The 24490-nt window shown below is 37.3% G+C and carries 24 protein-coding genes; 11 read left to right on the forward strand and 13 right to left on the reverse strand.

Going from position 1 to position 24490, the window contains the following annotated elements:
• Window positions 1-77 precede the first annotated feature (77 nt).
• From ACI6PS_RS03710 to dusB, 5 genes are all read left to right on the forward strand, one after another.
• Window positions 78-1118 carry a Gfo/Idh/MocA family oxidoreductase gene (locus ACI6PS_RS03710; protein ID WP_421011205.1) on the forward strand — a complete coding sequence of 347 codons (1041 nt, stop codon included), beginning with the start codon at window positions 78-80 and terminating at the stop codon, window positions 1116-1118.
• 10 nt (window positions 1119-1128) lie between these two features.
• The gene (locus ACI6PS_RS03715; protein ID WP_421011206.1) at window positions 1129-2079 is read left to right on the forward strand and encodes an aldo/keto reductase; all 951 of its coding nucleotides are present in this window, start codon (window positions 1129-1131) and stop codon (window positions 2077-2079) included.
• Between the two features lie 61 nt (window positions 2080-2140).
• Window positions 2141-3115: a 2-hydroxyacid dehydrogenase gene (locus tag ACI6PS_RS03720; protein ID WP_421011207.1), complete on the forward strand. Its 975-nt coding sequence runs from the start codon at window positions 2141-2143 to the stop codon at window positions 3113-3115.
• 58 nt (window positions 3116-3173) lie between these two features.
• The gene (locus ACI6PS_RS03725) at window positions 3174-3683 is read left to right on the forward strand and encodes a hypothetical protein (RefSeq protein WP_421011208.1); all 510 of its coding nucleotides are present in this window, start codon (window positions 3174-3176) and stop codon (window positions 3681-3683) included.
• Window positions 3684-3725: 42 nt separating this feature from the next.
• Window positions 3726-4718: a tRNA dihydrouridine synthase DusB gene (dusB, locus tag ACI6PS_RS03730; RefSeq protein WP_421011209.1), complete on the forward strand. Its 993-nt coding sequence runs from the start codon at window positions 3726-3728 to the stop codon at window positions 4716-4718.
• A 163-nt stretch (window positions 4719-4881) separates the two neighbouring features.
• Here dusB and ACI6PS_RS03735 read toward each other — a convergent pair whose 3' ends face one another.
• From ACI6PS_RS03735 to ACI6PS_RS03750, 4 genes are all read right to left on the reverse strand, one after another.
• Complete coding sequence (locus ACI6PS_RS03735) at window positions 4882-6780, reverse strand: amidophosphoribosyltransferase (protein WP_421011210.1); 1899 nt, start codon at window positions 6778-6780, stop codon at window positions 4882-4884.
• Between the two features lie 133 nt (window positions 6781-6913).
• Window positions 6914-7840: a PfkB family carbohydrate kinase gene (locus ACI6PS_RS03740; RefSeq protein WP_421011211.1), complete on the reverse strand. Its 927-nt coding sequence runs from the start codon at window positions 7838-7840 to the stop codon at window positions 6914-6916.
• A gap of 105 nt (window positions 7841-7945) precedes the next feature.
• Window positions 7946-8428, reverse strand: a complete 483-nt coding sequence (gene rnhA, locus ACI6PS_RS03745) for a ribonuclease HI (RefSeq protein ID WP_421011212.1) — start codon at window positions 8426-8428, stop codon at window positions 7946-7948.
• A gap of 2 nt (window positions 8429-8430) precedes the next feature.
• A complete protein-coding gene (locus ACI6PS_RS03750; RefSeq protein ID WP_421011213.1) occupies window positions 8431-9000 on the reverse strand; it encodes a phosphoribosylglycinamide formyltransferase in 570 nt (189 codons plus the stop codon).
• A 174-nt stretch (window positions 9001-9174) separates the two neighbouring features.
• Between ACI6PS_RS03750 and ACI6PS_RS03755 the strand changes: the two genes are divergently transcribed.
• From ACI6PS_RS03755 to pyk, 5 genes are all read left to right on the forward strand, one after another.
• The gene (locus tag ACI6PS_RS03755; protein ID WP_014082856.1) at window positions 9175-9411 is read left to right on the forward strand and encodes an acyl carrier protein; all 237 of its coding nucleotides are present in this window, start codon (window positions 9175-9177) and stop codon (window positions 9409-9411) included.
• A gap of 182 nt (window positions 9412-9593) precedes the next feature.
• A complete protein-coding gene (gene fabF, locus ACI6PS_RS03760) occupies window positions 9594-10847 on the forward strand; it encodes a beta-ketoacyl-ACP synthase II (protein WP_421011214.1) in 1254 nt (417 codons plus the stop codon).
• Between the two features lie 5 nt (window positions 10848-10852).
• Window positions 10853-11593, forward strand: coding sequence for a ribonuclease III (rnc, locus tag ACI6PS_RS03765; RefSeq protein WP_421011215.1), 741 nt, complete (start codon window positions 10853-10855; stop codon window positions 11591-11593).
• A gap of 113 nt (window positions 11594-11706) precedes the next feature.
• Complete coding sequence (locus ACI6PS_RS03770; RefSeq protein WP_421011216.1) at window positions 11707-12189, forward strand: IPExxxVDY family protein; 483 nt, start codon at window positions 11707-11709, stop codon at window positions 12187-12189.
• Window positions 12190-12194: 5 nt separating this feature from the next.
• Window positions 12195-13625 (forward strand): pyruvate kinase, encoded by a 1431-nt coding sequence (gene pyk, locus ACI6PS_RS03775; protein WP_421011217.1) that lies wholly within the window; start codon window positions 12195-12197, stop codon window positions 13623-13625.
• Between the two features lie 48 nt (window positions 13626-13673).
• On the opposite strand, the gene ACI6PS_RS03780 is transcribed toward pyk, so the two are convergent.
• The 9 genes from ACI6PS_RS03780 to ACI6PS_RS03820 form a co-directional block, all read right to left on the reverse strand.
• A complete protein-coding gene (locus ACI6PS_RS03780) occupies window positions 13674-14327 on the reverse strand; it encodes an HD domain-containing protein (RefSeq protein ID WP_421011218.1) in 654 nt (217 codons plus the stop codon).
• A 78-nt stretch (window positions 14328-14405) separates the two neighbouring features.
• The gene (locus ACI6PS_RS03785; protein ID WP_421011219.1) at window positions 14406-15392 is read right to left on the reverse strand and encodes an acyl-ACP desaturase; all 987 of its coding nucleotides are present in this window, start codon (window positions 15390-15392) and stop codon (window positions 14406-14408) included.
• Between the two features lie 52 nt (window positions 15393-15444).
• Window positions 15445-16179: a lysophospholipid acyltransferase family protein gene (locus tag ACI6PS_RS03790; protein WP_421011220.1), complete on the reverse strand. Its 735-nt coding sequence runs from the start codon at window positions 16177-16179 to the stop codon at window positions 15445-15447.
• A gap of 121 nt (window positions 16180-16300) precedes the next feature.
• Window positions 16301-17854, reverse strand: a complete 1554-nt coding sequence (locus ACI6PS_RS03795; RefSeq protein ID WP_421011221.1) for a hypothetical protein — start codon at window positions 17852-17854, stop codon at window positions 16301-16303.
• 79 nt (window positions 17855-17933) lie between these two features.
• Complete coding sequence (locus tag ACI6PS_RS03800) at window positions 17934-18716, reverse strand: enoyl-CoA hydratase/isomerase family protein (protein ID WP_421011222.1); 783 nt, start codon at window positions 18714-18716, stop codon at window positions 17934-17936.
• Between the two features lie 179 nt (window positions 18717-18895).
• Window positions 18896-20311, reverse strand: a complete 1416-nt coding sequence (locus tag ACI6PS_RS03805) for a sensor histidine kinase (RefSeq protein WP_421011333.1) — start codon at window positions 20309-20311, stop codon at window positions 18896-18898.
• 57 nt (window positions 20312-20368) lie between these two features.
• On the reverse strand, window positions 20369-20920 hold the full coding sequence (locus ACI6PS_RS03810) for a CopD family protein (RefSeq protein ID WP_421011223.1): 552 nt from the start codon (window positions 20918-20920) through the stop codon (window positions 20369-20371).
• Window positions 20920-21951 (reverse strand): ferrochelatase, encoded by a 1032-nt coding sequence (hemH, locus tag ACI6PS_RS03815; RefSeq protein WP_421011224.1) that lies wholly within the window; start codon window positions 21949-21951, stop codon window positions 20920-20922. The genes ACI6PS_RS03810 and hemH overlap by 1 nt, the downstream gene beginning before the upstream one ends.
• A gap of 172 nt (window positions 21952-22123) precedes the next feature.
• On the reverse strand, window positions 22124-22993 hold the full coding sequence (locus ACI6PS_RS03820; protein WP_421011225.1) for a helix-turn-helix transcriptional regulator: 870 nt from the start codon (window positions 22991-22993) through the stop codon (window positions 22124-22126).
• Between the two features lie 226 nt (window positions 22994-23219).
• On the opposite strand from ACI6PS_RS03820, the gene hemA reads away from it, so the two are divergent.
• Window positions 23220-24470: a glutamyl-tRNA reductase gene (hemA, locus tag ACI6PS_RS03825; RefSeq protein ID WP_421011226.1), complete on the forward strand. Its 1251-nt coding sequence runs from the start codon at window positions 23220-23222 to the stop codon at window positions 24468-24470.
• The last annotated feature ends 20 nt before the right edge of the window (window positions 24471-24490 follow it).

Genomic DNA, 24490 nt, shown 5'->3' on the forward strand with positions numbered 1-24490 from the left:
TGTTTGTTAATAATAAGGAGATGAATTTTTAATACGAAGAATGTCCACTAAATTTATGTTCTAATAAAGAAAACAAAATGCAACAGATTAAAACAGCCCTGCTTTCTTATGGAATGTCGGGCAAGGTCTTTCACGCTCCTTTTCTTGAACTGCACCCAGGTTTTGAGCTTACTGGCTCTTGGGAAAGAAGCAAAAAACTCATTCAAAGCGATTTTCCTGATGTAAAAAGTTATAAAAGTCTTGACGAATTATTGAAAGATGATGTCGATTTGGTCATCGTCAATACTCCCGTCGAAACCCATTATGAATATGCAAAAAAGGTATTGCAGGCAGGCAAGCACGCGCTTGTGGAAAAAGCATTTACTGCAACTGTAAAAGAGGCCGAAGAATTAAAGAAATTGGCTGATAAAAAAGGACTTAAGCTCGCCGTTTTCCAAAACAGAAGATGGGATAGCGATTTTAAAACCGTGAAAGAAGTGGTTGACAATGGCACTCTAGGTGAAATTATCGAAGCCGAGTTTCATTTTGACCGTTATAACCCTAGTCTCAGTATCAAGGGACATAAGGAAACCGCCAATCCCGGAGCTGGAATATTGAAGGATCTAGGTCCGCATCTTATTGATCAGGCATTGTACCTTTTTGGATTTCCCGAAGCCGTTTTTGCAGATATCAGAATTACCCGCGACAAATCTTTGGTCGACGATTATATTGATATTCTACTTTACTATTCCCGCTTTCGCGTAAGACTCAAAGCCGGTTTCTTTGTCCGCGAAGCTGTTCCTTCGTATATCGTTCACGGAAAAAATGGATCGTTTCTGAAAAGCCGTGGTGATGTTCAGGAAGACGCCTTAAAAATGGGAAAAAAACCAACACTTAAAAACTGGGGAACCGAATCCAGAAGCCGTGAAGGCATGCTTCATACGGAAAGCGGAGGAAAAATCATCCACGAAAACATCCCGACACTTACTGGGAACTACTATGATTTCTTTGATGGATTATATAATGCAATCACTGAAAACAAACCAGAACCCGTTACTGCTCAAGAAGGCATCAACACAATGCGCATCATCGAAGCTTCAATAAAAAGCAATCAACAAAAGAAAGTTATTCAATTATAAGCACCTATTTATGGAAAAAAGACAACTCGGCAATACGGATTTACACGTATATCCAATCGCCTTTGGAGGTAATGTTTTTGGATGGACCATCAATGAAAAACAATCATTCGATATATTAAACGGATTTACCAATGCTGGATTCAATTTTATTGATACAGCCGATGTCTATTCGAGATGGGTTCCTGGAAATGAAGGAGGAGAATCGGAGAAAATCATCGGAAAATGGATAAAGGAAAAGAAAAACCGACACGATATTGTGCTTACTACTAAAGTGGGTTCGGATATGGGGAATGGTAAAAAAGGACTCAAAAAAGACTATATTTTTAAAGCCGTTGAAGATTCCTTGAAGAGATTAAAGACAGATTATTTGGATTTATACCAAACCCACTTTGACGATCTCGACACTCCCGTTGAAGAAACACTGGAAGCCTATGATACACTAATCAAACAAGGAAAAATCAGATGGATTGGTGCTTCGAATATAAGCGTGGAAAGATTGAAAGAATCTTTGGCAACAAGTGCCGAAAAAGGATTGCCTTCTTATGAAACCTTCCAACCGCATTATAATTTGTATGAAAGGGAAGCCTTTGAAAATGGATTGGAGCCTGTTTGCCTTGGACATAATTTAGGCGTCATCACCTATTATTCTTTAGAAAGCGGATTCTTGACTGGAAAATACCGTTCAAAAGAAGACCTTAACAAAAGCCCGAGAGGAGGAAAAATGGAAAATTATTTTAACGAAAGAGGTTTCAGAATTTTAGAAGCACTTGATGTTGTAGCGAAGGAATACAATACTACTCCTGCATCAGTTGCTTTGGCTTGGCTGATTCAACGACCATCTGTGAGTGCACCAATTGTGAGTGCGACCAGCCTTTCACAATTAGACAGCATCATTCAAGCTCCTCAATTAAATTTGGATGCTAATTCGATTGCTCTTTTGACAGCCAATAGTGCTTGGTAAATTTTGCACAAGTGAATCTTAATAGTTCGAAAATTCAAATAGGAATAGTAAAAGAGATAAAATGAAAGTATTCATCACCCGAATAATCCCTGAAGCTGGACTGCAACTTTTCCGTGAAGCGGGAATAGAAGTAATCCAATGGGAAGAAAAAAGAGAATTGACACAGGAAGAATTGATTTCGAATTGCAAAAATGTCGACGGATTATTGACCGCCGGTCGAGCCGAAATAAATGCAGAATTTCTTAATGCCTGCAAACATTTGAAAGTGATTTCTTTATACGCAACCGGCTATGACAATGTTGATATTTCCGAAGCTACAAAACTCAAAATTCCAATTGGCCACACTCCAGATGTTTTGAGCAAGGCTACTGCCGATATTGCTTTTCTATTGATGCAGAATGTAGCCCGAAAAGCCTTCTTTCATCATAAAAGAATCCTCAACGACGATTGGAATTTCTTTGAACCTTTGGCAAATATCGGCCAGGATCTGCAAGGAAAAACACTTGGGATTTTTGGTTTGGGAAAAATTGGTTTTGAGATGGCACGTGCTTCAAAGGGTGCTTTCGACATGAACATCCTTTACCACAACCGAAGCAACAATCAAGAAGCAGAAGAAAAACTCGGAGCCAAAAAAGTAACTTTTGAGGAATTATTAGCGCAAAGTGATGTGATTTCGGTTCACGCCAATCTTTCGGACGAAACCAAAAACCTTTTCAACAAGCAAGCTTTTGCCAAGATGAAACCGAATGCGATTTTCATCAATACGGCTCGTGGGCCGATACACAACGAGACCGATTTATTGGAAGCGTTGCAAAACAAAACCATTTGGGGAGCCGGATTGGATGTTACAAATCCAGAACCAATGGATAAAAACAATGTCCTTTTGAATTTGCCTAATGTTGCCGTTTTGCCACACATCGGTTCATCTACAGAAGAAACAAGAAACGATATGGCTATTCTTTCTGCCAAAAATGCAATTGCTGGAATGAAAGGCGAAAGACTCCTTAAGGTGGTAAATCCGGAAGTTTATCCGTAAATACTATAACGTATTGCTTTTTTTCAAGTTTTAATTTTACTAACAAAATTGAAATCTTATGAAAGCGGAAACAATACAATTAAAATTCAAGGACGACGGAACGATACCAAACAGCAAATTGCCATTGCTCATTTATAAGAATGTTTTTTCAGAAGAAAAGGCAAATGCTGACTTCATCACCAAGCATTTCGAAGACCGAGATTGGAGTAATTCTTGGAAAAATGGAGTGTATGATTATCACCATTATCACAGCAATACGCATGAAGTTTTGGGTGTTTACAGTGGCTATGCAACGATTTTATTTGGAGGCGAAGAAGGAAACGCCTTTAGCATCGAAGAAGGCGATGCTGTTGCCATTCCCGCTGGCGTAGGTCATAAACTTATCCAAGCTTCGGAAGACTTCGGTGTGATCGGTGCTTATCCGAATGGAATGAGCTACGACCTCAAGAAAGGCAATCCAGAAGAACGTCCCGAAGCAGATCAGAATATAGAAAAAGTTCCCTTGCCGGATACCGATCCCGTATATGGAAAAATGGAAGGATTGGTTTCGCTTTGGCGCGAAAAATAGCTTTATAAAAAAAAGTTGTAATTTTGCACCAAAATGCAGCAGATGGTCAAGATAGGCAACATAGAATTACCCGATTTCCCTTTATTATTAGCTCCAATGGAAGATGTGAGCGATCCGCCTTTCCGCAGATTGTGCAAGCTTCATGGTGCCGATTTGATGTATAGTGAATTCATCTCTTCTGAGGGATTGATTCGTGATGCCATAAAAAGCCGTCAGAAGTTGGATATTTTCGATTATGAACGACCTGTCGGCATCCAGATTTTTGGTGGCGATGAAGAAGCGATGGCTATGTCGGCTAAAATTGTGGAAGCCGTAAATCCTGATTTGATTGATATCAACTTCGGTTGTCCCGTAAAAAAAGTCGTTTGCAAAGGTGCTGGAGCAGGAGTTTTGAAAGATGTGGATTTGATGGTGCGTTTGACTAAAGCTGTTATCCGAAGCACGCATCTTCCTGTAACTGTGAAAACACGTTTGGGTTGGGATGAAAATTCTATCAACATTGATGAAGTTGCCGAAAGACTACAAGATATTGGAGTTCAAGCCTTGACTGTTCATGCTCGAACAAGAGCCCAGATGTACAAAGGTCATTCCGATTGGACGCATATCGAAAGAATCAAAAACAACCCTAGAATTACAATGCCTATATTTGGAAACGGTGATATCGATTCAGCCGAAAAAGCATTGGAATATAAAAACAGATTTGGTCTTGATGGAATGATGATTGGCCGTGCGGCTATCGGTTATCCATGGATTTTCAATGAAATCAAGCATTATTTTGAAACGGGAGAACATCTGCCAAAACCAAATATAGAGGCACGAGTTGAAGCTGCCAAAAACCATTTGCAATGGGCAATGGATTGGAAAGGTGAAAAACTGGGTATCTTGGAAACCAGAAGACACTATACGAATTATTTTAAAGGATTGCCCAACTTCAAGGAGTTCAGATCCAGAATGGTTTCAAGCGAAAACCCTGAACTCATCTTCGCTACTTTCAACGAAGTATTGCAGCGATACAGCAGAATGGAATTGGTATAAAAATAAAAAAGGTGAAATTACTTCCACCTTTTTTGCCCCAAATCTACCATAAACTTAACCTACTAATGTTATGGTCCACCAAATGTATTTCGCTGATAATGAATCGACAAAAAAATCCGATAAACTGCACATTAATCCGTTGTAATGCATTTTTGAGAAATTTTTAGTAAGCCCTGGCATCATTCCCTTCATAGAAATTGATGAACGCTTTATTCACAACTCTGTTACCTCCTGGTGTTGGATAATCTCCTGTAAAATACCAATCCCCTAGGTTTTTTGGACATGCTTTGTGCAGATCTTCAACCGTCTGGAAGATGATTTTAACCTCAGCGTTTATTTCCGGAGAACTCAACATTTCGGCAATCTTATCTGAAATTTCCTGAGGTTCGAAAGGCGCATATATTTCGGTAACATAATTTACAACCTCATTGTCGTCAAGGTTTTCTTGTGACTTACACTTTTTGTAAACCTCATCTACGATATGGTATAGATTTCTTTCTTTCAATAATTCTAATGACGCTCTAAAGGCAACCAAACCTTCCAATTTTGCCATATCAATTCCGTAGCAATCAGGATAACGGATTTGTGGTGCCGATGAAACAACAATAATACTTTTTGGTTTCAAGCGGTCCATCATTTTGATGATACTCATTTTTAGTGTCGTACCACGAACGATACTGTCGTCAATAATCACCAAATTATCAGTAGGCTTAATTACACCATAGGTAACATCATAAACGTGTGCCACCAAGTCATCACGACTGCTATCTTCGGTAATGAAAGTCCTTAGTTTTGCATCCTTAATCGCAACTTTTTCCGTTCGGATTTTTACAGCCAATAATTCCTGAAGCGTTTCCTTTGTCAAGGTATTTCGATTTTCAAGGATATAATTGTTTTTTCTTTGGTTCAAGAAATCCTGAGCCGCTTCAACAATTCCGTAAAAAGAAGTTTCGGCCGTATTTGGAATATAAGAGAAAACCGTGTTGTCTGTATCGTTATCAATTGCCTTTAAAACTGCTGGCAAGATCAATTTTCCAAGATCTTTTCTTTCCTGATAAATTTCTGCATCGCTTCCTCTGGAAAAATAAATTCTTTCGAAAGAACATGCTTTTTTTACTGTAGGAACGATGATTTCTTCTTCGGTAACTTTTCCGTTTTTCTTGATGATCAAGGCATTTCCTGGCTGAAGTTCTTTAATTTTTTCAAAATCAAGGTTGAAAACAGTTTGAATAACAGGTCTTTCCGAAGCGACAACAACAATTTCATCATCTTCATAAAAATAAGCCGGACGGATTCCTGCCGGATCTCTGAAGACAAAAGCATCGCCATGGCCGAAAAGTCCTGCCATTGCATAACCTCCATCCCAACCTTTCGAAGCTCTTTTCAAGATTTTCTTTACATCCAATCGTTCGGCAATTACCGGAGAAGCTTCTCTTTTCGAAAGTCCTTCGTTCTTGCAATCCAAGTATAAATCGGTAACCTCATCATCAAGGAAATGGCCGATCTTTTCCATTACAGTAACGGTATCCGCCATTTCTTTTGGATGCTGTCCTAATTCAACCAAACTATTAAAAAGCTGGGTTACATTGGTCATGTTGAAATTTCCTGCAACGATAAGATTTCGATGCATCCAGTTGTTCTGACGAAGGAATGGATGAACGCTTTCGATGCTATTTTTACCAAAAGTACCATAACGAACGTGGCCTAAAAACAACTCCCCGATGTAAGGAATGTTTCGTTTTTGTGCCGTAACATCGTCTGCATATTCTGGATGAGAAGCCAATTCATCGTTGATTCTGTCGTTGATTTGCTTGAAAACATCTTGAATCGGTTGTGGATCGTTGGAACGAACTCTGCTGATGTAACGCTCTCCCGCTTCAACATCCAATTTTATACTTGCAAAACCTGCTCCGTCTTGGCCTCTATTGTGTTGTTTTTCCATAAGGAGATACATTTTTTGTATCCCGTAGAAAGCCGAACCGTATTTTTCCTTATAAAACTCGAGTGGTTTTTTTAATCGTAAAAGGGCAATACCACATTCGTGTTTAATTGAATCGCTCATTTTGTTGTAGTTGTTGTGTAGTTATTATCATTGAACAGATTCACAAATTATTACAGATACTGTTAGGGGCAATTTCTGAATCTGGTCTTATTTATTTTTAATCAAAAACGCCCCGTTTCCGAGGCGTGTTTTTTTATTGTAATGCTATGTCAAATTGTGTCAAGGCTCTGAATTGTTTCAGCCTGTTTACAACTTCTTCTTTCTCAAGGTCAACCATTCTTTCAGTTCCGAATTTCTCCACACAGAAAGAAGCAAGGTTTGAACCGTAGATGATTGCGTTTTTCATATTTTCGAAAGAGATGTTTTCGCTTTGCGTAATATATCCTGCAAAACCTCCAGCGAAAGTATCTCCAGCTCCTGTCGGGTCGAAAACTTCTTCAAGCGGTAAAGCTGGTGCAAAGAAAACTTCTTTGTTGTGGAATAATAAAGCGCCGTGCTCTCCTTTTTTGATCACCACATATTTTGGTCCCATCGTATGGATTTTGGCAGCAGCCTTTACTAGAGAATATTCTCCTGAAAGCTGACGCGCTTCTTCATCATTGATGGTGATTACGTCTACTCTTTTGATTACGTCCAATAATTCCGGTAAAGCACAATCCATCCAAAAGTTCATTGTATCTAAAACGACCAATTTTGGCTGTACTTCCATTTGATCTAAAACACTGCTTTGAACCAACGGATGCAAGTTTCCAAGCAAAACCACATCTGAATTTTTATAATCCTGTGGTACTTTTGGTTGAAAATCGGCCAAAACGTTTAATTCTGTTACCAAAGTATCTCTCGAATTCAAATCGTTATGGTAACGACCACTCCAAAAGAATGTTTTTCCTCCCTGAACAATTTCCAAACCTGAAATATCAATATTTCTTTCGGTCAATAAATCTAAATGTTCTTGTGGAAAATCGTCACCTACTACTGAAACAATAGCTGCTTTTAGATTGAAAAAAGAAGCCGAAAGCCCGATATACGTAGCCGCTCCACCTAAAATTTTATCTGTTTTCCCGAAAGGAGTTTCAATAGCGTCGAAAGCAACTGTCCCGACAATAAGCAATTTGTTCATTTGTTACGTTTGGAATTAAGGCGCAAAGATACTTTATAACTTACAAAGTTGCAACGTTTTGAAATTGTAAAGTTTTACTAATTTATTAACCTGAAAAATAAGCATTTAGAGCATATTTTTACCCTCTCTCTCGTAATAAGCATCGACCGAAAGCTGGTCACCAAGCGAAGCCATAACCGCCAACTCATCACATCTTTCGTTTTGAGGATGATTATTGTGGCCTTTAATCCATTTGAAATCAACCTGGTGCTTGCGATAAATTTTAAGGAAGCGCATCCATAAATCGGGGTTTTTCTTGCCGGTAAAGCCTTTTTTCTCCCAACCAAAAACCCATTTTTTCTCTACAGAATCCACTACATATTTAGAATCGGAAATAACCAAGACTTTTGTGCCTTGCAATTTGAGTTTTTCCAAACCTACAATTACCGCTAAAAGTTCCATTCTATTATTGGTCGTCAGGCGGAAACCTTCGTAGAATTCTTTTCTGTATGGTTTTCCAACCCATTCCATTACAACGCCATAACCGCCTTTTCCAGGGTTGCCTTTTGCCGCGCCATCTGTATATATGTGTACGTCGTGAGAATTCAAAGTTATACGTTATGAGTTATGAGTTTTTCTATTACTTGTGGAAAAAATTCGTGTTCGAGGCCGTGTACCTTTTCTGCTATATCTTCGGCAGAAACACATTCTTCAACCGAAACACTTTTTTGAAAGATGATGTCTCCCTCATCATAATGTTCGTCTATATAATGAATCGTAATTCCGGTTTCAGATTCTTTATTTTCAAGAATTGCTCGATGAACATTCATTCCATACATCCCTTTTCCGCCGTATTTTGGCAACAATGCAGGATGAATATTAATAATTTTGTTAGGATAAACTTCAATTATATTTTGAGGAAATTTCCATAAAAAGCCAGCCAAGACAATCAAATCGGGTTGAAAATGATTTACTTTATCAAGCACAATTTCAGCAGAAAGATCTTCTCTTGAAAAAACAAAAGTATCCACATTTAAGCTTTTTGCTCTCTCTAAAACCATTGCATTTGGATTATTAGAAAAAACCGCTACAACTTTGGCCGTATTGGTTTTGTTGAAGTGCAAAATGATGTTTTCGGCATTGGTTCCCGAACCCGAAGCAAATAGGAGTATCTTTTTCATTTTCTGGCTGAAATTATTACGCAAAAAAAAGAATAATAAATGATAATAAATAAATTTTAGAAGCCTTTGTGAAATAAATTTTATAAATTAGTACTCATATTTATTAACTAAAACGTGGTTTTAAAATAAAGTTTTTTATTTTTGCCAACAAATTAAATTTTAAAATTAAAGATTATGTCAGACATTGCATCAAGAGTAAAAGCGATTATCGTAGACAAATTAGGCGTTGACGAAAACGAAGTTGTATTAGAAGCAAGCTTCACAAATGATTTAGGAGCTGATTCGTTAGACACTGTTGAGCTTATTATGGAGTTCGAAAAAGAATTTGATATTCAAATTCCAGACGACCAAGCGGAAAACATCGCTACTGTTGGTCAGGCTATTTCTTACATCGAAGAAGCTAAAAAATAATAAATTCACACCCGCTTGATAATTCCTTGTCAGCGGGTGTTATTATTTTTTCAAATTAAAATTACAGATTGATTTTCAATCATATAAATAAAAATATTGCATAATACCTATGTCTTTTTATGATTTTACATAGAAGAAAACATAGGTATTATTTGTTTACATAGAAACTAAAAATTTTACGTATGGTATTAAAGCGGGTTGTTGTAACAGGATTAGGAGCTCTTACTCCTATTGGAAATTCAATCGAAGAATACTGGAATGCTTTAATTAACGGCGTTAGCGGTGCGGCTCCAATTACTTATTACGACACAGAAAAACACAAAACAAAGTTTGCCTGCGAAGTAAAAAACTTCAATATTGAAGACTACATGGACCGCAAGGAATCTCGTAGATTGGATAAATTTGCACAATATGCTATTGCCGCAAGCGATGAAGCTATTAAAGATGCAGGGCTTAACGACGAAAATATCGACAAGCAAAGAGTAGGCGTTATTTGGGGTGCAGGAATCGGCGGATTGGAAACTTTCCAAGAAGAAGTGATGTACTATGCCAAAGGCGATGGAACTCCAAAATTCAACCCTTTCTTTATCCCGAAAATGATTGCCGATATAGCTCCAGCTCATATCTCTATGAGAAATGGCTATATGGGTCCAAATTATACAACTGTTTCAGCATGTGCTTCTTCTGCAAATGCCTTAATCGATGCTTTCAATTACATCCGTTTAGGAATGTGTGATGTTATCGTTTCTGGAGGTTCGGAAGCGGCCGTTACTATTGCGGGAATGGGAGGTTTTAATTCTATGCATGCCCTTTCTACAAGAAACGAAAGTCCAGAAACTGCTTCAAGACCTTTTGATGCTACTCGTGACGGATTTGTTTTAGGTGAAGGTGCAGGTGCTTTGGTTTTGGAAGAATACGAACATGCAAAAGCCCGTGGAGCAAAGATTTATTGCGAAATTGGCGGTGGCGGGATGTCTTCTGATGCTTACCACTTAACGGCTCCACATCCGGAAGGAATTGGCGTTATCGCTGTAATGAAAAACACTTTGAGAGATGCCGGAATGAATCCTGAAGATGTTGACCATATCAACACGCACGGAACTTCTACACCTCTTGGAGATGTTGCGGAATTGAAAGCAATTAGTGCTGTTTTTGGAGATCACGCTAAGAACATCAACATCAATTCTACAAAATCAATGACAGGACACTTGCTTGGTGCTGCCGGTGCGATTGAAGCGATTGCTTCAATCCTAGCCATGAAGCACGGTATTGTTCCTCCAACAATCAATCATACGGTTGTGGATGAAAACATTGATCCATCTTTGAATTTGACACTCAACAAACCACAAAAAAGAGAAGTAAATGTAGCAATGAGCAACACTTTTGGTTTTGGTGGTCATAATGCTTGTGTTCTATTCAAAAAAATAGCAGAGTAATTTTAATGGGTTTTCTCAATAAAATATTTACAAAATCCCGTTCTCAAGAAGACGGGATTTTTTTTAGTGAAATTGAAAAAATAGTTGGCTTTAAGCCAATTAATCTCGATTGCTATAAAAAAGCTTTTACGCATCGCTCCTTAAACAAGCTCGATAAAAACGGAAAGCCTATCAGCTACGAGCGACTTGAATTTCTAGGCGATGCAATGCTGAGCTCGGTGATTGCTGCGCACCTTTTCAATAAAGTTCCAAACGGCGATGAAGGCTACCTGACCAAAATGCGTTCAAAAATCGTAAGTCGGGAGCATTTGAACGAATTAGGAAGGGATTTGAATCTCATTCGATTTGTAGAGAGCAAAGTACCCACACAGCATTTTGGCGAAAACATACACGGAAATATATTTGAGGCCCTGGTTGGTGCTATTTATTTGGACCAAGGCTATCCGCAATGCGAAAAATTCATACAAAAAAGAGTCATAGAACCTTATGTTGATATTGCGCGTTTGGAAGGAAAAGTAATCAGCTACAAGAGTTTATTGATAGAATGGTGTCAAAAAGAAAAAAGAGTTTTCCATTATGATGTCTTTGAAGACAATGCCATCACCGGCGAGCGTCTTTTCGGTGTTAAATTAAGTATTGATGACAAAGTGATTGCAAAAGCGAGAGCTACCTCAAAAAAGAAAGCTGAAGAAAAAGCCTCCCAAAGGGCCTATTTTGCATTTCAAGAAAAAATTAACACAAAATAAAATTAAATTCTCAAAACTATATCGTTTTCGTTGATAAATTAACGTTAAGTTCAATTTATTACTCCTTTTTCTGATTAAGAAACCCTATATTTACGGCTTATTTTTTATCAAAAATGGTCCTTCATAAATTACTTATTGATGAATTTGACGAAATTGATTATGAACTAATTGCCATTCATACTTCATTGGAAGATTATCGTCTGGCCTATTTTATCAATCAAAAATTGCCTATTCTTTTAAGTAAGAGTAAGGAAGATATTCAAATCACTACAAAGGAAGGCGAAGTCTATTTTTCGAAATACAAATATGAAAATTTAAAAGAAGAAGTTTGCTGGAGCCTTATCCAGAATAAAAATGAAATCACGGCATTGGATCAAAACAACAAAGCTAATTTATTTACAAACTCCGTTCTAGAAATTTCAACCAGCGTTTATTTCCTGCCCGAATTCAAAAAAGTAGATTATTTTTTGAAAGTAGAAAATGCGGAAGAAACAGTAGATTTAATTATTAACAACATAAATACAATTGATAGGGTTTCAACAGTTTACAAAGTCGAAACTGATAAAATCAAATCAAAAAACAATTTAATTTTTTAAAAGCAATGTCAACAAACAAAAAAACTAAAATTGTAGCTACCCTAGGCCCTGCATGTAGTACAAGAGAAGTATTGAAAAATATGATTGATGCGGGAGTTAATGTTTTCAGAATCAATTTTTCTCATGCCGATTATTCAGATGTGAAGGAAAGAATCGACATGATTCGTTCATTAAACGATGAATATGGCTACACAACTGCTATTTTAGCCGATTTACAAGGACCTAAACTTCGCGTTGGAGTAATGAAGGAAGATGTTGTGGTGAATCCAGGCGATATCATTACTTTCCAGACTGCAGAAGATGTTCCAGGAACAGCAGAAAGAGTGTATATGAACTACAAGGAATTTCCTAGAGACGTTAAATCAGGCGAGAAAATCCTTTTGGATGATGGAAAATTAATGTTTGAAGCATTGGAAACGAACGGAACTTCTGAAGTTGTTTGTAAAGTAATTCAAGGTGGTCCGTTAAAATCAAAAAAAGGAGTTAACCTTCCAAACACTAAGGTTTCGCTTCCTGCTTTGACTAAGAAAGATATTAAAGATGCACTTTTTGCAATTGAAAATCAAGTAGACTGGATTGCACTTTCATTTGTTAGAACTGCCGAAGATTTGATCGAACTTCAAGATTTGATCATGGAACATTCTGCTCATAAAATTCCAATCATTGCCAAAATCGAAAAGCCTGAAGGTGTAGAAAACATAGATAAGATTGTGGCTTATTGCGATGGTTTGATGGTAGCCCGTGGAGATTTGGGTGTTGAAATCCCTGCTCACGAAGTTCCATTGATTCAGAAAAAACTAATCAACAGAGCCAAAACTGCTAGAATCCCTGTTATTGTTGCTACTCAAATGATGGAAACGATGATCACAAGCCTTACGCCAACACGTGCAGAGGTAAACGACGTGGCCAACTCTGTAATGGATGGAGCTGATGCGGTGATGCTTTCTGGAGAAACTTCTGTAGGTAACTACCCAGTTCAGGTTATTGAGAAAATGACACAGATTATTGAAGCGGTTGAGGATTCTCCACTAATTCAAGTACCTCAAAATACACCACAAGTTAGAACAAAAAGATTCATCACTAAATCTATTTGTCACCACGCTGCTATGATGGCCAATGTTATCAAAGCGAAAGCAATTTGTACTTTGACCAATAGTGGTTATACGGCTTTCCAAATTTCGGCTTGGCGACCACAGGCACATATTTTGGTCTTTACTTCAAACAAAAATATCTTAACGCAATTGAACCTGCTTTGGGGGGTAAAATCATTCTACTACGACAAATTCGTGAGTACTGATGACACAGTTACCGATGTAAACGAAATTGCAAGAGAAAAAGGATACGTTGAAAAAGGCGATTTCTTAATCAACCTTGCCGCAATGCCGGTAACTGATAAAGGAATGGTAAATACGTTGAGAGTTTCTGAAATGGAATAACTTTCAAACCAATAAAAAAAGGCCGTCTAAATTATAGACGGCCTTTTTTTATCTCTTCCCTTCCCATTCTGCAAAAAACTGCTTCAGAAAATCTTCCATGTAGCGATGGCGCTCTTCAGCAATTGCTTTTCCTGTTTTGGTATTCATTTTGTCTTTTAACAGCAAAAGTTTTTCGTAAAAATGTGTAATCGTTGGGCTATTTGAGTTTTTATACTCTTCCTTGCTCATATTCATATTCGGACGGATTTCAGGATCGTGTAGCGTTCTATTTTTAAATCCGCCATAATTGAAGCACCTTGCAATTCCGATGGCACCAATGGCGTCTAAACGGTCCGCATCTTGAACAATATCCAAATCTATCGAACTGAATTTCTTTTCGAAATTGCCTCCCTTAAACGAAATGTTTTCGATGATTTTAATCACGTGGTCAATCACATCTTCTTCAACTTTTTCTTTTTCCAAAAAAGCTTTGGCCGTTTTTGGTCCGACCGTTTCATCACCATTGTGAAATTTACTATCGGCAATATCGTGCAACAAAGCTCCTAACTGACAAACCAGTAAATTACATTTTTCGCTCTTCGCGATAAGCAAAGTGTTTTTATAAACCCTTTCAATGTGAAACCAATCGTGTCCGCCTTCGGCATCTTTCAATTTTTCCTTTACGAAATTGATTGTGGTTTCAATTAATTTTTGATTTTCCATTCGTTTTTAAGCATAAAAAAATGTTGAATTTCAAGAACATGCTCAAAATTCAACATTTTAAAATTATAGAATTTAGATTTACAGTTTAGCAGGTTCCACCCATTTAAAAATCTGCGATTCAGCAGGAATTACCAATCGCTCCGAAATTTTAGCCATACGAGCCGGTAATTTCATCAAATAATCCCTTGCTTTTTCAGCTTCACTTGTCAGTCCGTTGATTTTATCAATTTCCCATTTGTCGATAAGCTTCTGCATAATATCTACATAATCGCTTGCGGTGTAAACGCCAATCCTTTGCGCAGAATCAGAGAAACTTTCAAAAGCAGAGCTGATTTTCTCGCCCGATTCTCTTAAAAATTGAGCCGGCATTACGATTTTTTGCTTCATCATGTATTGGAAGGCCAGCATCATTTCGCTTGGATCTACCTTAAAAATCTGGTTTACAAATTCGCTGTAGGCCATGTGGTGACGCATTTCGTCTCCGGCAATCATCTTGCAAATTTTAGACAACTTATTGTCGCCGTATTTTTTTGCCAATTGTGCCACACGATTATGCGAAACATAAGTAGCCAACTCTTGGAAACTCGTATAAACGAAGTTTTTGTAAGGATCGCGTCCGGTTCCGATATCAAAACCATCGGCAATTAAATGTTGTGTCGTAATTTCGATTTCGCGCATGTTCACACGACCCGACAAATAAAGGTATTTGTTCAATAAATCACCGTGACGGTTTTCTTCACTGGTCCAGTTTCTAACCCATTTCGACCAGCCGTTTGCTTCAATTTGGTCCACACCTTCTACATCCATCAACCAAGATTCGTAGGTTGGCAAAGCTTCTTCAGTAATGGTATCGCCAACAAGCGTTACCCAAAAATCATACGGTAAATCTTTGGCTATTTCTCTCAGCTCTCTGACTTCTTCAAAGAAGTTTTCGTCCTGTGAATTGGGCAAAAAGTCTGTTGGTTGCCAAATCGTTTCAATTGGAATAAGAAATTGATCCACGAAAGTGTCAATTTTCTTTTCCAACAATTGCATTACTTCTAGTCTTACGTTGTGTAGTGACATTTTTACTTTAGATTTTAGATTTTAGATTTCAGATTGCTCTCAAATCAAATCCTTATAATTTAACTGAATCTACCACCGCTTTTTCTGTCATCTGCATAATCTCTTCAAACGGATAATCTTTGACGGCTAATGGTTTATGGACTGTAAAGGTAAGGCGATTTCCTAAACCAAATGGGAAAAAGCCATATTTAACAAATTTCCAAGAATTATTTATCGTAATCGGAACAATATAGGCCGATGGCGCGTATTTGCATAAAATTTTCAATCCGTTGTGGGCAAACTCCTTCGGAACCCCTGTTTTGCTTCTAGTGCCTTCCGGAAAAATTACCGCCGAACGTTTGTGTTTTTCGATATAATCTGCCAAAATTTTAATCGTTGGAATAGCCTGTTTTGGATCCTTTCTGTCTATAAGTACGGAACCGCCGTGTTTTAGGTTGTAGGAAATACTCGGAATCCCTTTGCCAAGTTCTTTTTTGCTGACAAATTTTGGATGGAATTTTCGCATGAACCAAATAATACCGACAATATCATACAAACTTTGATGATTGGCTACAAATATCACTGGAACGCCTTTCGGAATAAAATCTCTGTTCTCCACCTTATAGGTTGTTCCTAATAGATGTCCGATTCTTAGCAATATAAGATTGAGATAATCGACACTTTTTTTATGTGCCTGATAGCCAAAAACATTGAAGCATATCCATTGTATCGGATGAAAAATCACCAATGTAAGTAGGAATAAAACCATACTAACAAAAGATATTGGATATGATAAGATTTTTTCCATTTTTCTTAAAAATTGAACGCAAAAATAGGAAATATATATTGTTTGGAAAAATTAGCTATGCGTGCCTACTATCTAATAAAAAACCCATCTTAATCGATGGGTTTAAAATGAAATTTTTATTCTATAATGTAACTTTCAACAATTGTTTCTTTTTTCCTTTTCTTCCTATGAAATATACAGCTTCATTGCTCAAAGCTCCATTAGACACCATAAAAGGGACCTCGCTATCCTTATCGTCCAGGATTTCCTGATAATCAAAATCTCCATTTTCTTTGATTCGGATAACATTGAGATTAGAACGTTTTTTACTGGTTTGCCCAAATTGAATTCTGTCGTTACGCAACTTTTTTACTTTTTCGCCAGTATTGATAAAGAAAAAAGTATCATCTCCCTTGATAGTAGAAGTGTAAGAAATGTAAGATTCATCACCTCCGGTAGCTTGACGCTTGTTGATGTTTCTAGCCCAAACAATATCGCCAGATGTATCTATTTTTGCACTCACAATATCATCATAATGGTAGGTTGTGGTGGTATGAAAACCGCCATTTGGAGTACTCATGGTATGCGTGACAACGTAAAACTCTTCTGCATTAAAGACAATATCATTTTTTTGTGTAATCAGGATTTTCCTGAAAGAAAGATTTTTTAATTCTTTGTCTTTTTCCTTCCCGTACTTGTCAACTATAAATTGAGCAGTAAAAGGATTGTATTTTGATTTTTTGATCTCTAATGTCGTAGGGTCCAATTCAAAATAGCTTATCCCTTTGAACCTATAATCTTTTCTGTCAGAATAAAACCCGATACAAGTTAGCCTATCCGAGAAAATGATTGTTTTTAGTGATGCTGCAAAATGTTCTTCCGTATCAAAAACCTGAGTTTTCTCACTATCTTTTGTAATCCTTGTTAATTCATATTGGTATTTTCCGCCTTCCTTTTTCTTCTTTTTTTCAGTTGTATAGGCTTTACCTAAAAGATACAAGGTATTGCCGTCTTTTGAAACATCGATATTTTCATATCTGAATTTCCTGTCCTTGATGTCTCTTTTAAAAGTATGATCGATTTTTTTGTTCAGGCTATTGTCAAAGAGAAACAACCTGTGGGTTTCGGTCTTGCTGTCCTTTATGTCCACCGTAACTGCAAATGCTGTCCTGTCTTCATTAATGATCATTGAAGCTCCAGAATCATTATCTACACTTGAAGAAGCTGAGAAAAAGCTAAACTGTTTTACTTCTTCACTTTTTAGCTTGAAAAGCTCTTTCTTGGTAAAAACAAAATCATTTATGTTTGCCGTATTGGAAGAACACAGAAATGCTTTTTCATCTTTGTTGTATAAAAAATCGATGATATGAATTTCATCACCATTCATAATTAATCCCAAAACAGAACTTTGTTTAACCGCCTCCGCATATTTCATCTCATACTCGAAATCCTTGATTAGCTTCATCGATGAATCATAATGCTCAAAATAATATCCATATCCTCTGGAAAAAAATCCGCCACTAAACGACCTCACAATTACAACTCCTCCTTTACCATCATCTTCAACCAAAACAATATTGGAATTTTTATATTCATCTTTAAAGACTTCACTTTTTTGCATTTCAAAAGGAATGTCTTGTGCTTTCGCACCTGTTGCTAAAAGACAGATTGTGAGAACGTAAAATAATCTTTTCATTATTGATGTTTGTTTTTGTAGTTGTTTTCGTCGGCAATTTAAATAAAAAATCCCGTCGTTGAACGGGATTTGAATTTATTTATTTTCCTTGAAATTCGGGCTTCCTTTTCTCAAGAAATGCCGTTGTTCCTTCCTTGAAATCTGCAGTTCCGAAGCAATACCCGAACGCTTTGATTTCAGTTTCATAACCGTTTACGCCATCTTTAAAATTAGCATTAATGGCCTTGATTGCTTTTGAAATCGCTACTGGAGAATTCTTGATGATTTTCTGTGCAATGCTGTTGCATAACTCTAAAAGTTCGGCTTGTGGTACAACATAATTTACCAAACCATTTTGTTTAGCTTCTTCACCAGTTAACATTCCAGCGGTCATGATCATCTCCATTGCTTTTCCTTTTCCAACCAATTGTGGCAAACGTTGTGTTCCACCGTAGCCTGGAATTACTCCCAAGGAAACTTCTGGCAAGCCCATTTTTGCATTCTCTGAAGCTACCCTGAAATGACACGACATAGCCAATTCCAATCCGCCTCCAAGTGCAAATCCGTTTATGGCTCCAATGACTGGTTTTTTTAGATTTTCAACAAAATCGAACAATAATTCTTGTCCTTGTTGTGCCAATTGAGCTCCTTCTTCTACAGAGAAATTTGCAAATTCAGAGATGTCAGCTCCTGCTACAAATGCTTTTTCACCAGAACCTGTCAAGACGATAACTCGAGTTGCCTCGTCAGTTTCGGCTGTTTTGAAAGCTTCGTGCAATTCTGCAATGGTGGCTTTATTTAAAGCATTTAATTTTGTTGGACGATTAATGGTAATCGTTGTGATATTGTTTTCGGTGGCAACTAAAATATTTTCGTAGCTCATGATTTTGTTTTTGATTATATATTCGATATTGTGATTCAGAAAGTTTCCAAAGTTCTAAAAAATTAATTTAATAGCCCTGACTGGAAGGAAAATCCTTTTTATTTTTTCTTTAAAAATAAAAAGATTTGGAAGGAAGGCAGGAAAATGGATGAAACAAATGCCCAAGCCTTTCGCTCCAATTATTCATTAATTATAGGTAGTGAAACCGTGAAAATCGTGCCTTTTCCTAAATTACTTTCAAACGTAATGGTTCCTTTATAATTTTCGATGATGTTTTTGATGATTCCAAGTCCGAGGCCCATTCCGCTGTTTTTGGTGGTGAATTTTGGTTCGAAAATATGCGAAGCATTGTATTCTTCTATCCCAATTCCGTTGTCTTCGACGGTAATCAAAACGGTATCTTTTATCTTTTTGACGGCAACTATTATCGACTTGTTTTCCTGATGGTCTGGAATGGCTTGGATGCCGTTTTTAACCAAATTCGTAATGATTCGGATGAGTTGTGTTCTGTCCATCACGGTAATGATTTCCTTTTCTTCGGAATGGAAATAGATGTAATCTTCGTTGAAAATTTCGAGGGCAAGCTCCACGATATTTACCACATTGAGCGTTTCGTTTTGTTGCGCCGGCATCGAAGCAAAATTCGAAAAAGCCGAAGCCACGGAGCTCATCGTGTCGATTTGCTGGATCAAGGTTTCGGAATAATCCTTTAATTTTTGCTTTACTTCGGGATCGTTCGGGTCGAATTTCCTTTGGAAACTCTGCACCGTCAAACGCATTGGCGTTAGCGGATTCTTGATTTCGTGTGCGACTTGTTTTGCCATATCGCGCCATGCCTGCTCGCGCTCGCTTTGGGCAAGTTTCAAGGCGCTTTCCTCAAGCTTGTCGACCATTCCGTTATAGGCATTTATCAATAAACTGACTTCCTGTGAACTGTCTTCCAACTCGATTTTCTCGTTTTTTTGGTTCAGACTGGTTTCGGTTATTTTATCAGAAATGGACTTCAACGATTTGGTGATGTAGCTCGAAAGGAAATACGCCAAGGCGAAAGCGATAATCAACATAAAGGAATACACCTGGCCAAGTCGGATTAGGAAATTTCGAAGCTCACGGTCGTAAAAACCATCGTCTTCTATATACGGAAGATTCAGAATCCCGAGTGGCTTGAACTTTAAATCCTTGATTTGGCTAAAGGAAGAACGGTATTTTTTCCCGTCGATGTTTTGAATATCCACATAGCGTTTTTCCATCGAAGATTGCACGAGGCCTAGTACATAATTTGGAATTGGTGGAGCAATGGTATCAATTGAAAACGAAGCTTTAGAAGATTTGAGCAATTTTCCCTTCAGGCTATAAATGTTAATCTGAAGGCTATGAATATCGGCCAGCTCGTGGATTTTATCCTTGAAAATTAAGGGTAAATTTTCCTCTGATAACGGATAAGTAGTCGTGGCCAAAATAAAATTGATGTGCTCCTTGATGGCGTTTTCCTTACGTTCGAGACGTTCCTGATGGTAGTCTTTTGCTTCTTTTTTGAACTGGACAATCGAGATAGAAGCCATCAAAACCGACGCGATCAAGGTCAGTAAGATCATCGAAAGAAAGATTCTTATCCTTAATGAAACACGTTTTATTTTGACGTTTTTAAGCATTTACGACTGGTTTCTTTGGCGAATTCTTTTATAAAATTTAAAGCCAAGCATTATGATTACCGAAAACAAAATGATGCCGACAACACCATAAATCCAATTGACGGCGCTTTTCAGTACGACTAAAAATACAACGGCAAAAAGGATGATGGTTGCGCCTTCGTTCCACAAGCGCATAAAGTTTGAGCTATGTTTTATCTCGTCCTTCTGTAATTGCAGGTAAATTTGGTGGCATTTTAAATGGTACAAATACAACACAAAAACAAAGCCAAGCTTGACGTGCATCCAAGGCATTTTGAGCCAAGCATTTCCCAAATCGGTAAAAAACAACATCCAAAAAGCAAAAAAACTGGCTAAAATTGACGATGGCCAAGTAATGATGTACCACAATCGATATGTCATTATCTTGTATTGCTTTTGGAGAATTTCCCTTTCGGGAGAAGGCTTTTGGGAAGCTTCAATCTGATAGACAAAAAGTCTGACAATGTAAAAAAGTCCCGCAAACCAGGTGATGACAAAAATTAAATGAAGGGATTTCAGATAATTATATTCCATTAGGCATTCACAGTTTCGGCTACCGCCCATTCTTCAATCCAGTTGGTAACGGTTTGCACCCAACTATCGTCATCATTCAAGCAAGGAATTGCTAAAAATTCTTCGCCACCATTGGCTTCAAAATCTTCCTTGGCACGCATGGCAATTTCCTCCAAAGTTTCCAAGCAATCCGTTACAAAAGCAGGCGTCACAACCGCAATTTTCTTGATACCTTTTGCTGGCATTTTATCGATTTCAACATCCGTGTAGGGTTCCAACCATTTATCGCCGGCCAACCTTGACTGAAACGTCAATGTATATTTGTCTTCTGGAATTTGCAATTGCTCGACAACCAATCTAGTCGTTTCATAACATTGATGACGGTAGCAAAAAGCATGTGCCGATGAAGGCGTGTTGCAACAAGAACCATCTATTTTACAGTGGGATTTGGTTACATCCGTCTTTCTGATATGGCGCTCCGGAATTCCGTGGTACGAAAAGACCAATTGGTCGTAGTCATAACCTTCCAGATTTTTCTTCATCATATCAGCAAGATTCTTGATATAATCGGGTTTGTTATAAAACGCTGGAACATCGGTAAACTTCATCTGTGGGAATTTTTCCTTTCTGATTTTTTCGGCCAAGACCAAGATTGTCAATGTAGAAGCCATTGCATATTGTGGATACAACGGAAAAAGCAAAACCTCCGTTACGCCTTGGTTGTGCAATTCCTGCAAACCTTTTTCAATCGTCATTTCGCCATAACGCATTGCCAAAGCCACCGGAACTTCAGTTTTGGCTTGCACTTTTTTGTGCATTCTTTCCGAAAGCACCATCAAAGGCGAACCTTCGTCCCACCAGATTTTCTTGTAGGCGTGAGCCGATTCTTCAGGACGCTTTCTCAAAATAATTCCTCGAACCAATAATGCTCTCAATAAATACGGAACATCAATCACGTATTTATCCATTAAAAATTCATCTAAATAAGGTTTAACATCTTTTGGTTCGGGGCTTTTTGGTGAGCCTAAGTTTACTAATAATACGCCTTTCATTGATTTTGATTTGAAGATTTGAGAATTTGAAGATTTGAGAATTTGAAGATTTGAAAAAAGGGCAATGTTCAAAATCACAATTTATTATTTATAATTATTTGTATTTTAATTTACTAGAGAAGGAAATGAGTCGGGTTGAAACCATTTTCAAATTTCCAAATTCTCCAATTGATCAATTAGTATTAATTGACATCAGGTATTTCTTCGGTGTCGTGGCATATTTTTTCTTAAATGCCGATATGAAATGACTGCCAGTGCTGTAGCCGATTTTCAAGCCTACTTCGTTTACATTATACGATCCAGAATCAAGCAGTTTTCTGGCAAAATCCATTTTATAATCGAATAAAAAACCATAAACTGTATCACCGTAGATTTGTTTGAAACCCATCTTCAGTTTCTTCAAATTTAAACCTACCTGATCGGCCAGTTCCTGCAATCCTGGCGGTTCGGCCATATTGGCAATTACGATGTCTTTTGCCTTTCGGATTTTCAATACATTTTCTTCATCAACCAAAAAAGGACATTGCTCTGCATTTGGGTCTTCGCTTCGGTTGAAATAAAGGCTCAACAACTCGTATCCCTTTCCTTTATAATATAAATTCTTAATGGACGGATGCAGGTTGAAATTGAACATCTGGCTCAAGACAATCGCCATCGAAGGATTAATATTTCCTTCGTTATAATATTTTTTATCCTTGTTGTCTTCGCTTAAAAATGGAATATAATCAGCTTCAGAAGAAAACAAGGCATGGAATTTTTTTATGGAAATGATAACGGAAAGCACCCAAGAATTTGGAGCCAATTCTAAATTTAGAGGCAATTCTTTTTGTGGATTATAAAGCAACAACGACTTCTCTTCTTTCAAATCCAAGGCATAATTTCCTTGATTGAAAATGAATTTCGCTCGTCCTTTTATACCAAAATGAAACTGTATCAAGCCTTGACTGATGTGCTTTTCGGCACGGAAGACTTCACTCTCATCATTCTGAAAACGAATCAGCATAAAATCTTCTTCAATTTTTATTATTTCTTGAGAACCCATAGCGGTATTTTTTCGTATATCATTTAGAAATCAAGCTTTGGTTTTATTTAGAATAGTTCTATATAAGAAATTTGTAAAGACTTGATTTTAGTGCAAATTTAAAAGAATTTACGTTGTAATCGGCATTTTGGTTTAAAATATCTCACAGCGATATAAATAGTCCTTCTAGCGTTATTTTTATAAAGAGCATAATAATAATTTTGTTGAACTTTTTGAAAGTGTATTTATGGAAAACAATATCGCGTCGAAACATCTTTATTTTTACTCAGTAGGTTTAAGCTATAAAAAGGCCGATGCCGAAGTTAGAGGAAAATTTAGCCTTGATGCAAAAGCCAAAACCAATTTGCTTCAACAAGCAAAGAACGAAGGAATCGAAAGTCTTATCGTAACTTCTACCTGTAATAGGACCGAAATCTATGGTTTTGCAGAACACCCTTTCCAATTGATCAAGCTTATCTGTGAAAACAGTTTGGGAACCGTTGAAGAATTTCAAAAAGTAGGTTTCGTATATAAAAGTCAAGAAGCCGTTAACCACATGTTTCGCGTGGGAACAGGTTTGGACAGTCAGATTTTAGGCGATTTCGAAATCATCAGCCAATTAAAAAACAGTTTTGCCGAATCAAGATCTTTCGGATTAGTCAATACATTTATCGACCGATTGACAAATGCCGTAATCCAAGCCAGCAAAAGAATCAAAAACGAAACCGAGATCAGCTCTGGAGCAACGTCTGTCTCTTTTGCTTCTGTTCAATACATCATTAAAAATGTTGAGAACATCGGTTCAAAAAATATTTTACTTTTCGGAACAGGGAAAATCGGAAGAAATACCTGCGAAAATTTAGTAAAACACACCAAAAACGAGCACATCACTTTAATCAACAGAACGAAGGACAAAGCCGAAAAGTTGGCCGGAAAACTAAATCTTATCGTTAAGGATTATTCTGATTTACAGGCAGAACTTCAAAAGGCCGATATTGTCGTTGTAGCAACTGGAGCTCAAAATCCAACGGTTGAAAAAGCTATTTTAAACCTTACAAAACCGTTGCTAATTTTGGATTTATCCATTCCAAAAAACGTAAACGAAGACGTGAAGGAATTAGAAGGAGTAACCCTTATTCACATGGATCACTTGGCTCAAATGACCGATGAAACATTAGAAAAAAGGAAATTACAAATTCCATTTGCCGAAATAATTATTGAAGAAATTAAGGAAGAATTTATGACTTGGACAAAAGCCAGAAAATTTGCTCCAACCATCAATGCCTTGAAAGAAAAATTAAATGCGATTAAAAATTCTGAATTGGATTTTCAAAGCAAAAAAATATCTAACTTTAACGAGGAACAAGCCGAAATCATCAGCGCGAGGATCATCCAAAAGATTACCACACATTTTGCAAATCATCTGAAAGATGACAACACTATGGTGGATGAAAGTATCGAATGGATTGAAAAAGTGTTTCAAATAGAGGCTCGATAATCGTATTTTAATGAGCCTTC

The organism is Flavobacterium sp. PLA-1-15 (assembly GCF_049060005.1).
Taxonomy (GTDB): Bacteria; Bacteroidota; Bacteroidia; order Flavobacteriales; family Flavobacteriaceae; genus Flavobacterium.

Coding starts and splice junctions, on each gene's coding strand:
- ACI6PS_RS03710 (WP_421011205.1), top strand. CDS start 78: ATGCAACAGATTAAAACAGCCCTGCTTTCTTATGGAATGTCGGGCAAG.
- ACI6PS_RS03725 (WP_421011208.1), top strand. CDS start 3,174: ATGAAAGCGGAAACAATACAATTAAAATTCAAGGACGACGGAACGATA.
- ACI6PS_RS03800 (WP_421011222.1), bottom strand. CDS start 18,716: ATGAGCTACGAAAATATTTTAGTTGCCACCGAAAACAATATCACAACG.
- ACI6PS_RS03755 (WP_014082856.1), top strand. CDS start 9,175: ATGTCAGACATTGCATCAAGAGTAAAAGCGATTATCGTAGACAAATTA.
- ACI6PS_RS03720 (WP_421011207.1), top strand. CDS start 2,141: ATGAAAGTATTCATCACCCGAATAATCCCTGAAGCTGGACTGCAACTT.
- hemA (WP_421011226.1), top strand. CDS start 23,220: ATGGAAAACAATATCGCGTCGAAACATCTTTATTTTTACTCAGTAGGT.
- ACI6PS_RS03785 (WP_421011219.1), bottom strand. CDS start 15,392: ATGTCACTACACAACGTAAGACTAGAAGTAATGCAATTGTTGGAAAAG.
- ACI6PS_RS03770 (WP_421011216.1), top strand. CDS start 11,707: ATGGTCCTTCATAAATTACTTATTGATGAATTTGACGAAATTGATTAT.
- rnc (WP_421011215.1), top strand. CDS start 10,853: ATGGGTTTTCTCAATAAAATATTTACAAAATCCCGTTCTCAAGAAGAC.
- ACI6PS_RS03735 (WP_421011210.1), bottom strand. CDS start 6,780: ATGAGCGATTCAATTAAACACGAATGTGGTATTGCCCTTTTACGATTA.
- ACI6PS_RS03805 (WP_421011333.1), bottom strand. CDS start 20,311: ATGATCTTACTGACCTTGATCGCGTCGGTTTTGATGGCTTCTATCTCG.
- ACI6PS_RS03810 (WP_421011223.1), bottom strand. CDS start 20,920: ATGGAATATAATTATCTGAAATCCCTTCATTTAATTTTTGTCATCACC.
- ACI6PS_RS03715 (WP_421011206.1), top strand. CDS start 1,129: ATGGAAAAAAGACAACTCGGCAATACGGATTTACACGTATATCCAATC.
- ACI6PS_RS03790 (WP_421011220.1), bottom strand. CDS start 16,179: ATGGAAAAAATCTTATCATATCCAATATCTTTTGTTAGTATGGTTTTA.
- ACI6PS_RS03740 (WP_421011211.1), bottom strand. CDS start 7,840: ATGAACAAATTGCTTATTGTCGGGACAGTTGCTTTCGACGCTATTGAA.
- dusB (WP_421011209.1), top strand. CDS start 3,726: ATGGTCAAGATAGGCAACATAGAATTACCCGATTTCCCTTTATTATTA.
- pyk (WP_421011217.1), top strand. CDS start 12,195: ATGTCAACAAACAAAAAAACTAAAATTGTAGCTACCCTAGGCCCTGCA.
- hemH (WP_421011224.1), bottom strand. CDS start 21,951: ATGAAAGGCGTATTATTAGTAAACTTAGGCTCACCAAAAAGCCCCGAA.
- ACI6PS_RS03795 (WP_421011221.1), bottom strand. CDS start 17,854: ATGAAAAGATTATTTTACGTTCTCACAATCTGTCTTTTAGCAACAGGT.
- ACI6PS_RS03780 (WP_421011218.1), bottom strand. CDS start 14,327: ATGGAAAATCAAAAATTAATTGAAACCACAATCAATTTCGTAAAGGAA.
- ACI6PS_RS03750 (WP_421011213.1), bottom strand. CDS start 9,000: ATGAAAAAGATACTCCTATTTGCTTCGGGTTCGGGAACCAATGCCGAA.
- ACI6PS_RS03820 (WP_421011225.1), bottom strand. CDS start 22,993: ATGGGTTCTCAAGAAATAATAAAAATTGAAGAAGATTTTATGCTGATT.
- fabF (WP_421011214.1), top strand. CDS start 9,594: ATGGTATTAAAGCGGGTTGTTGTAACAGGATTAGGAGCTCTTACTCCT.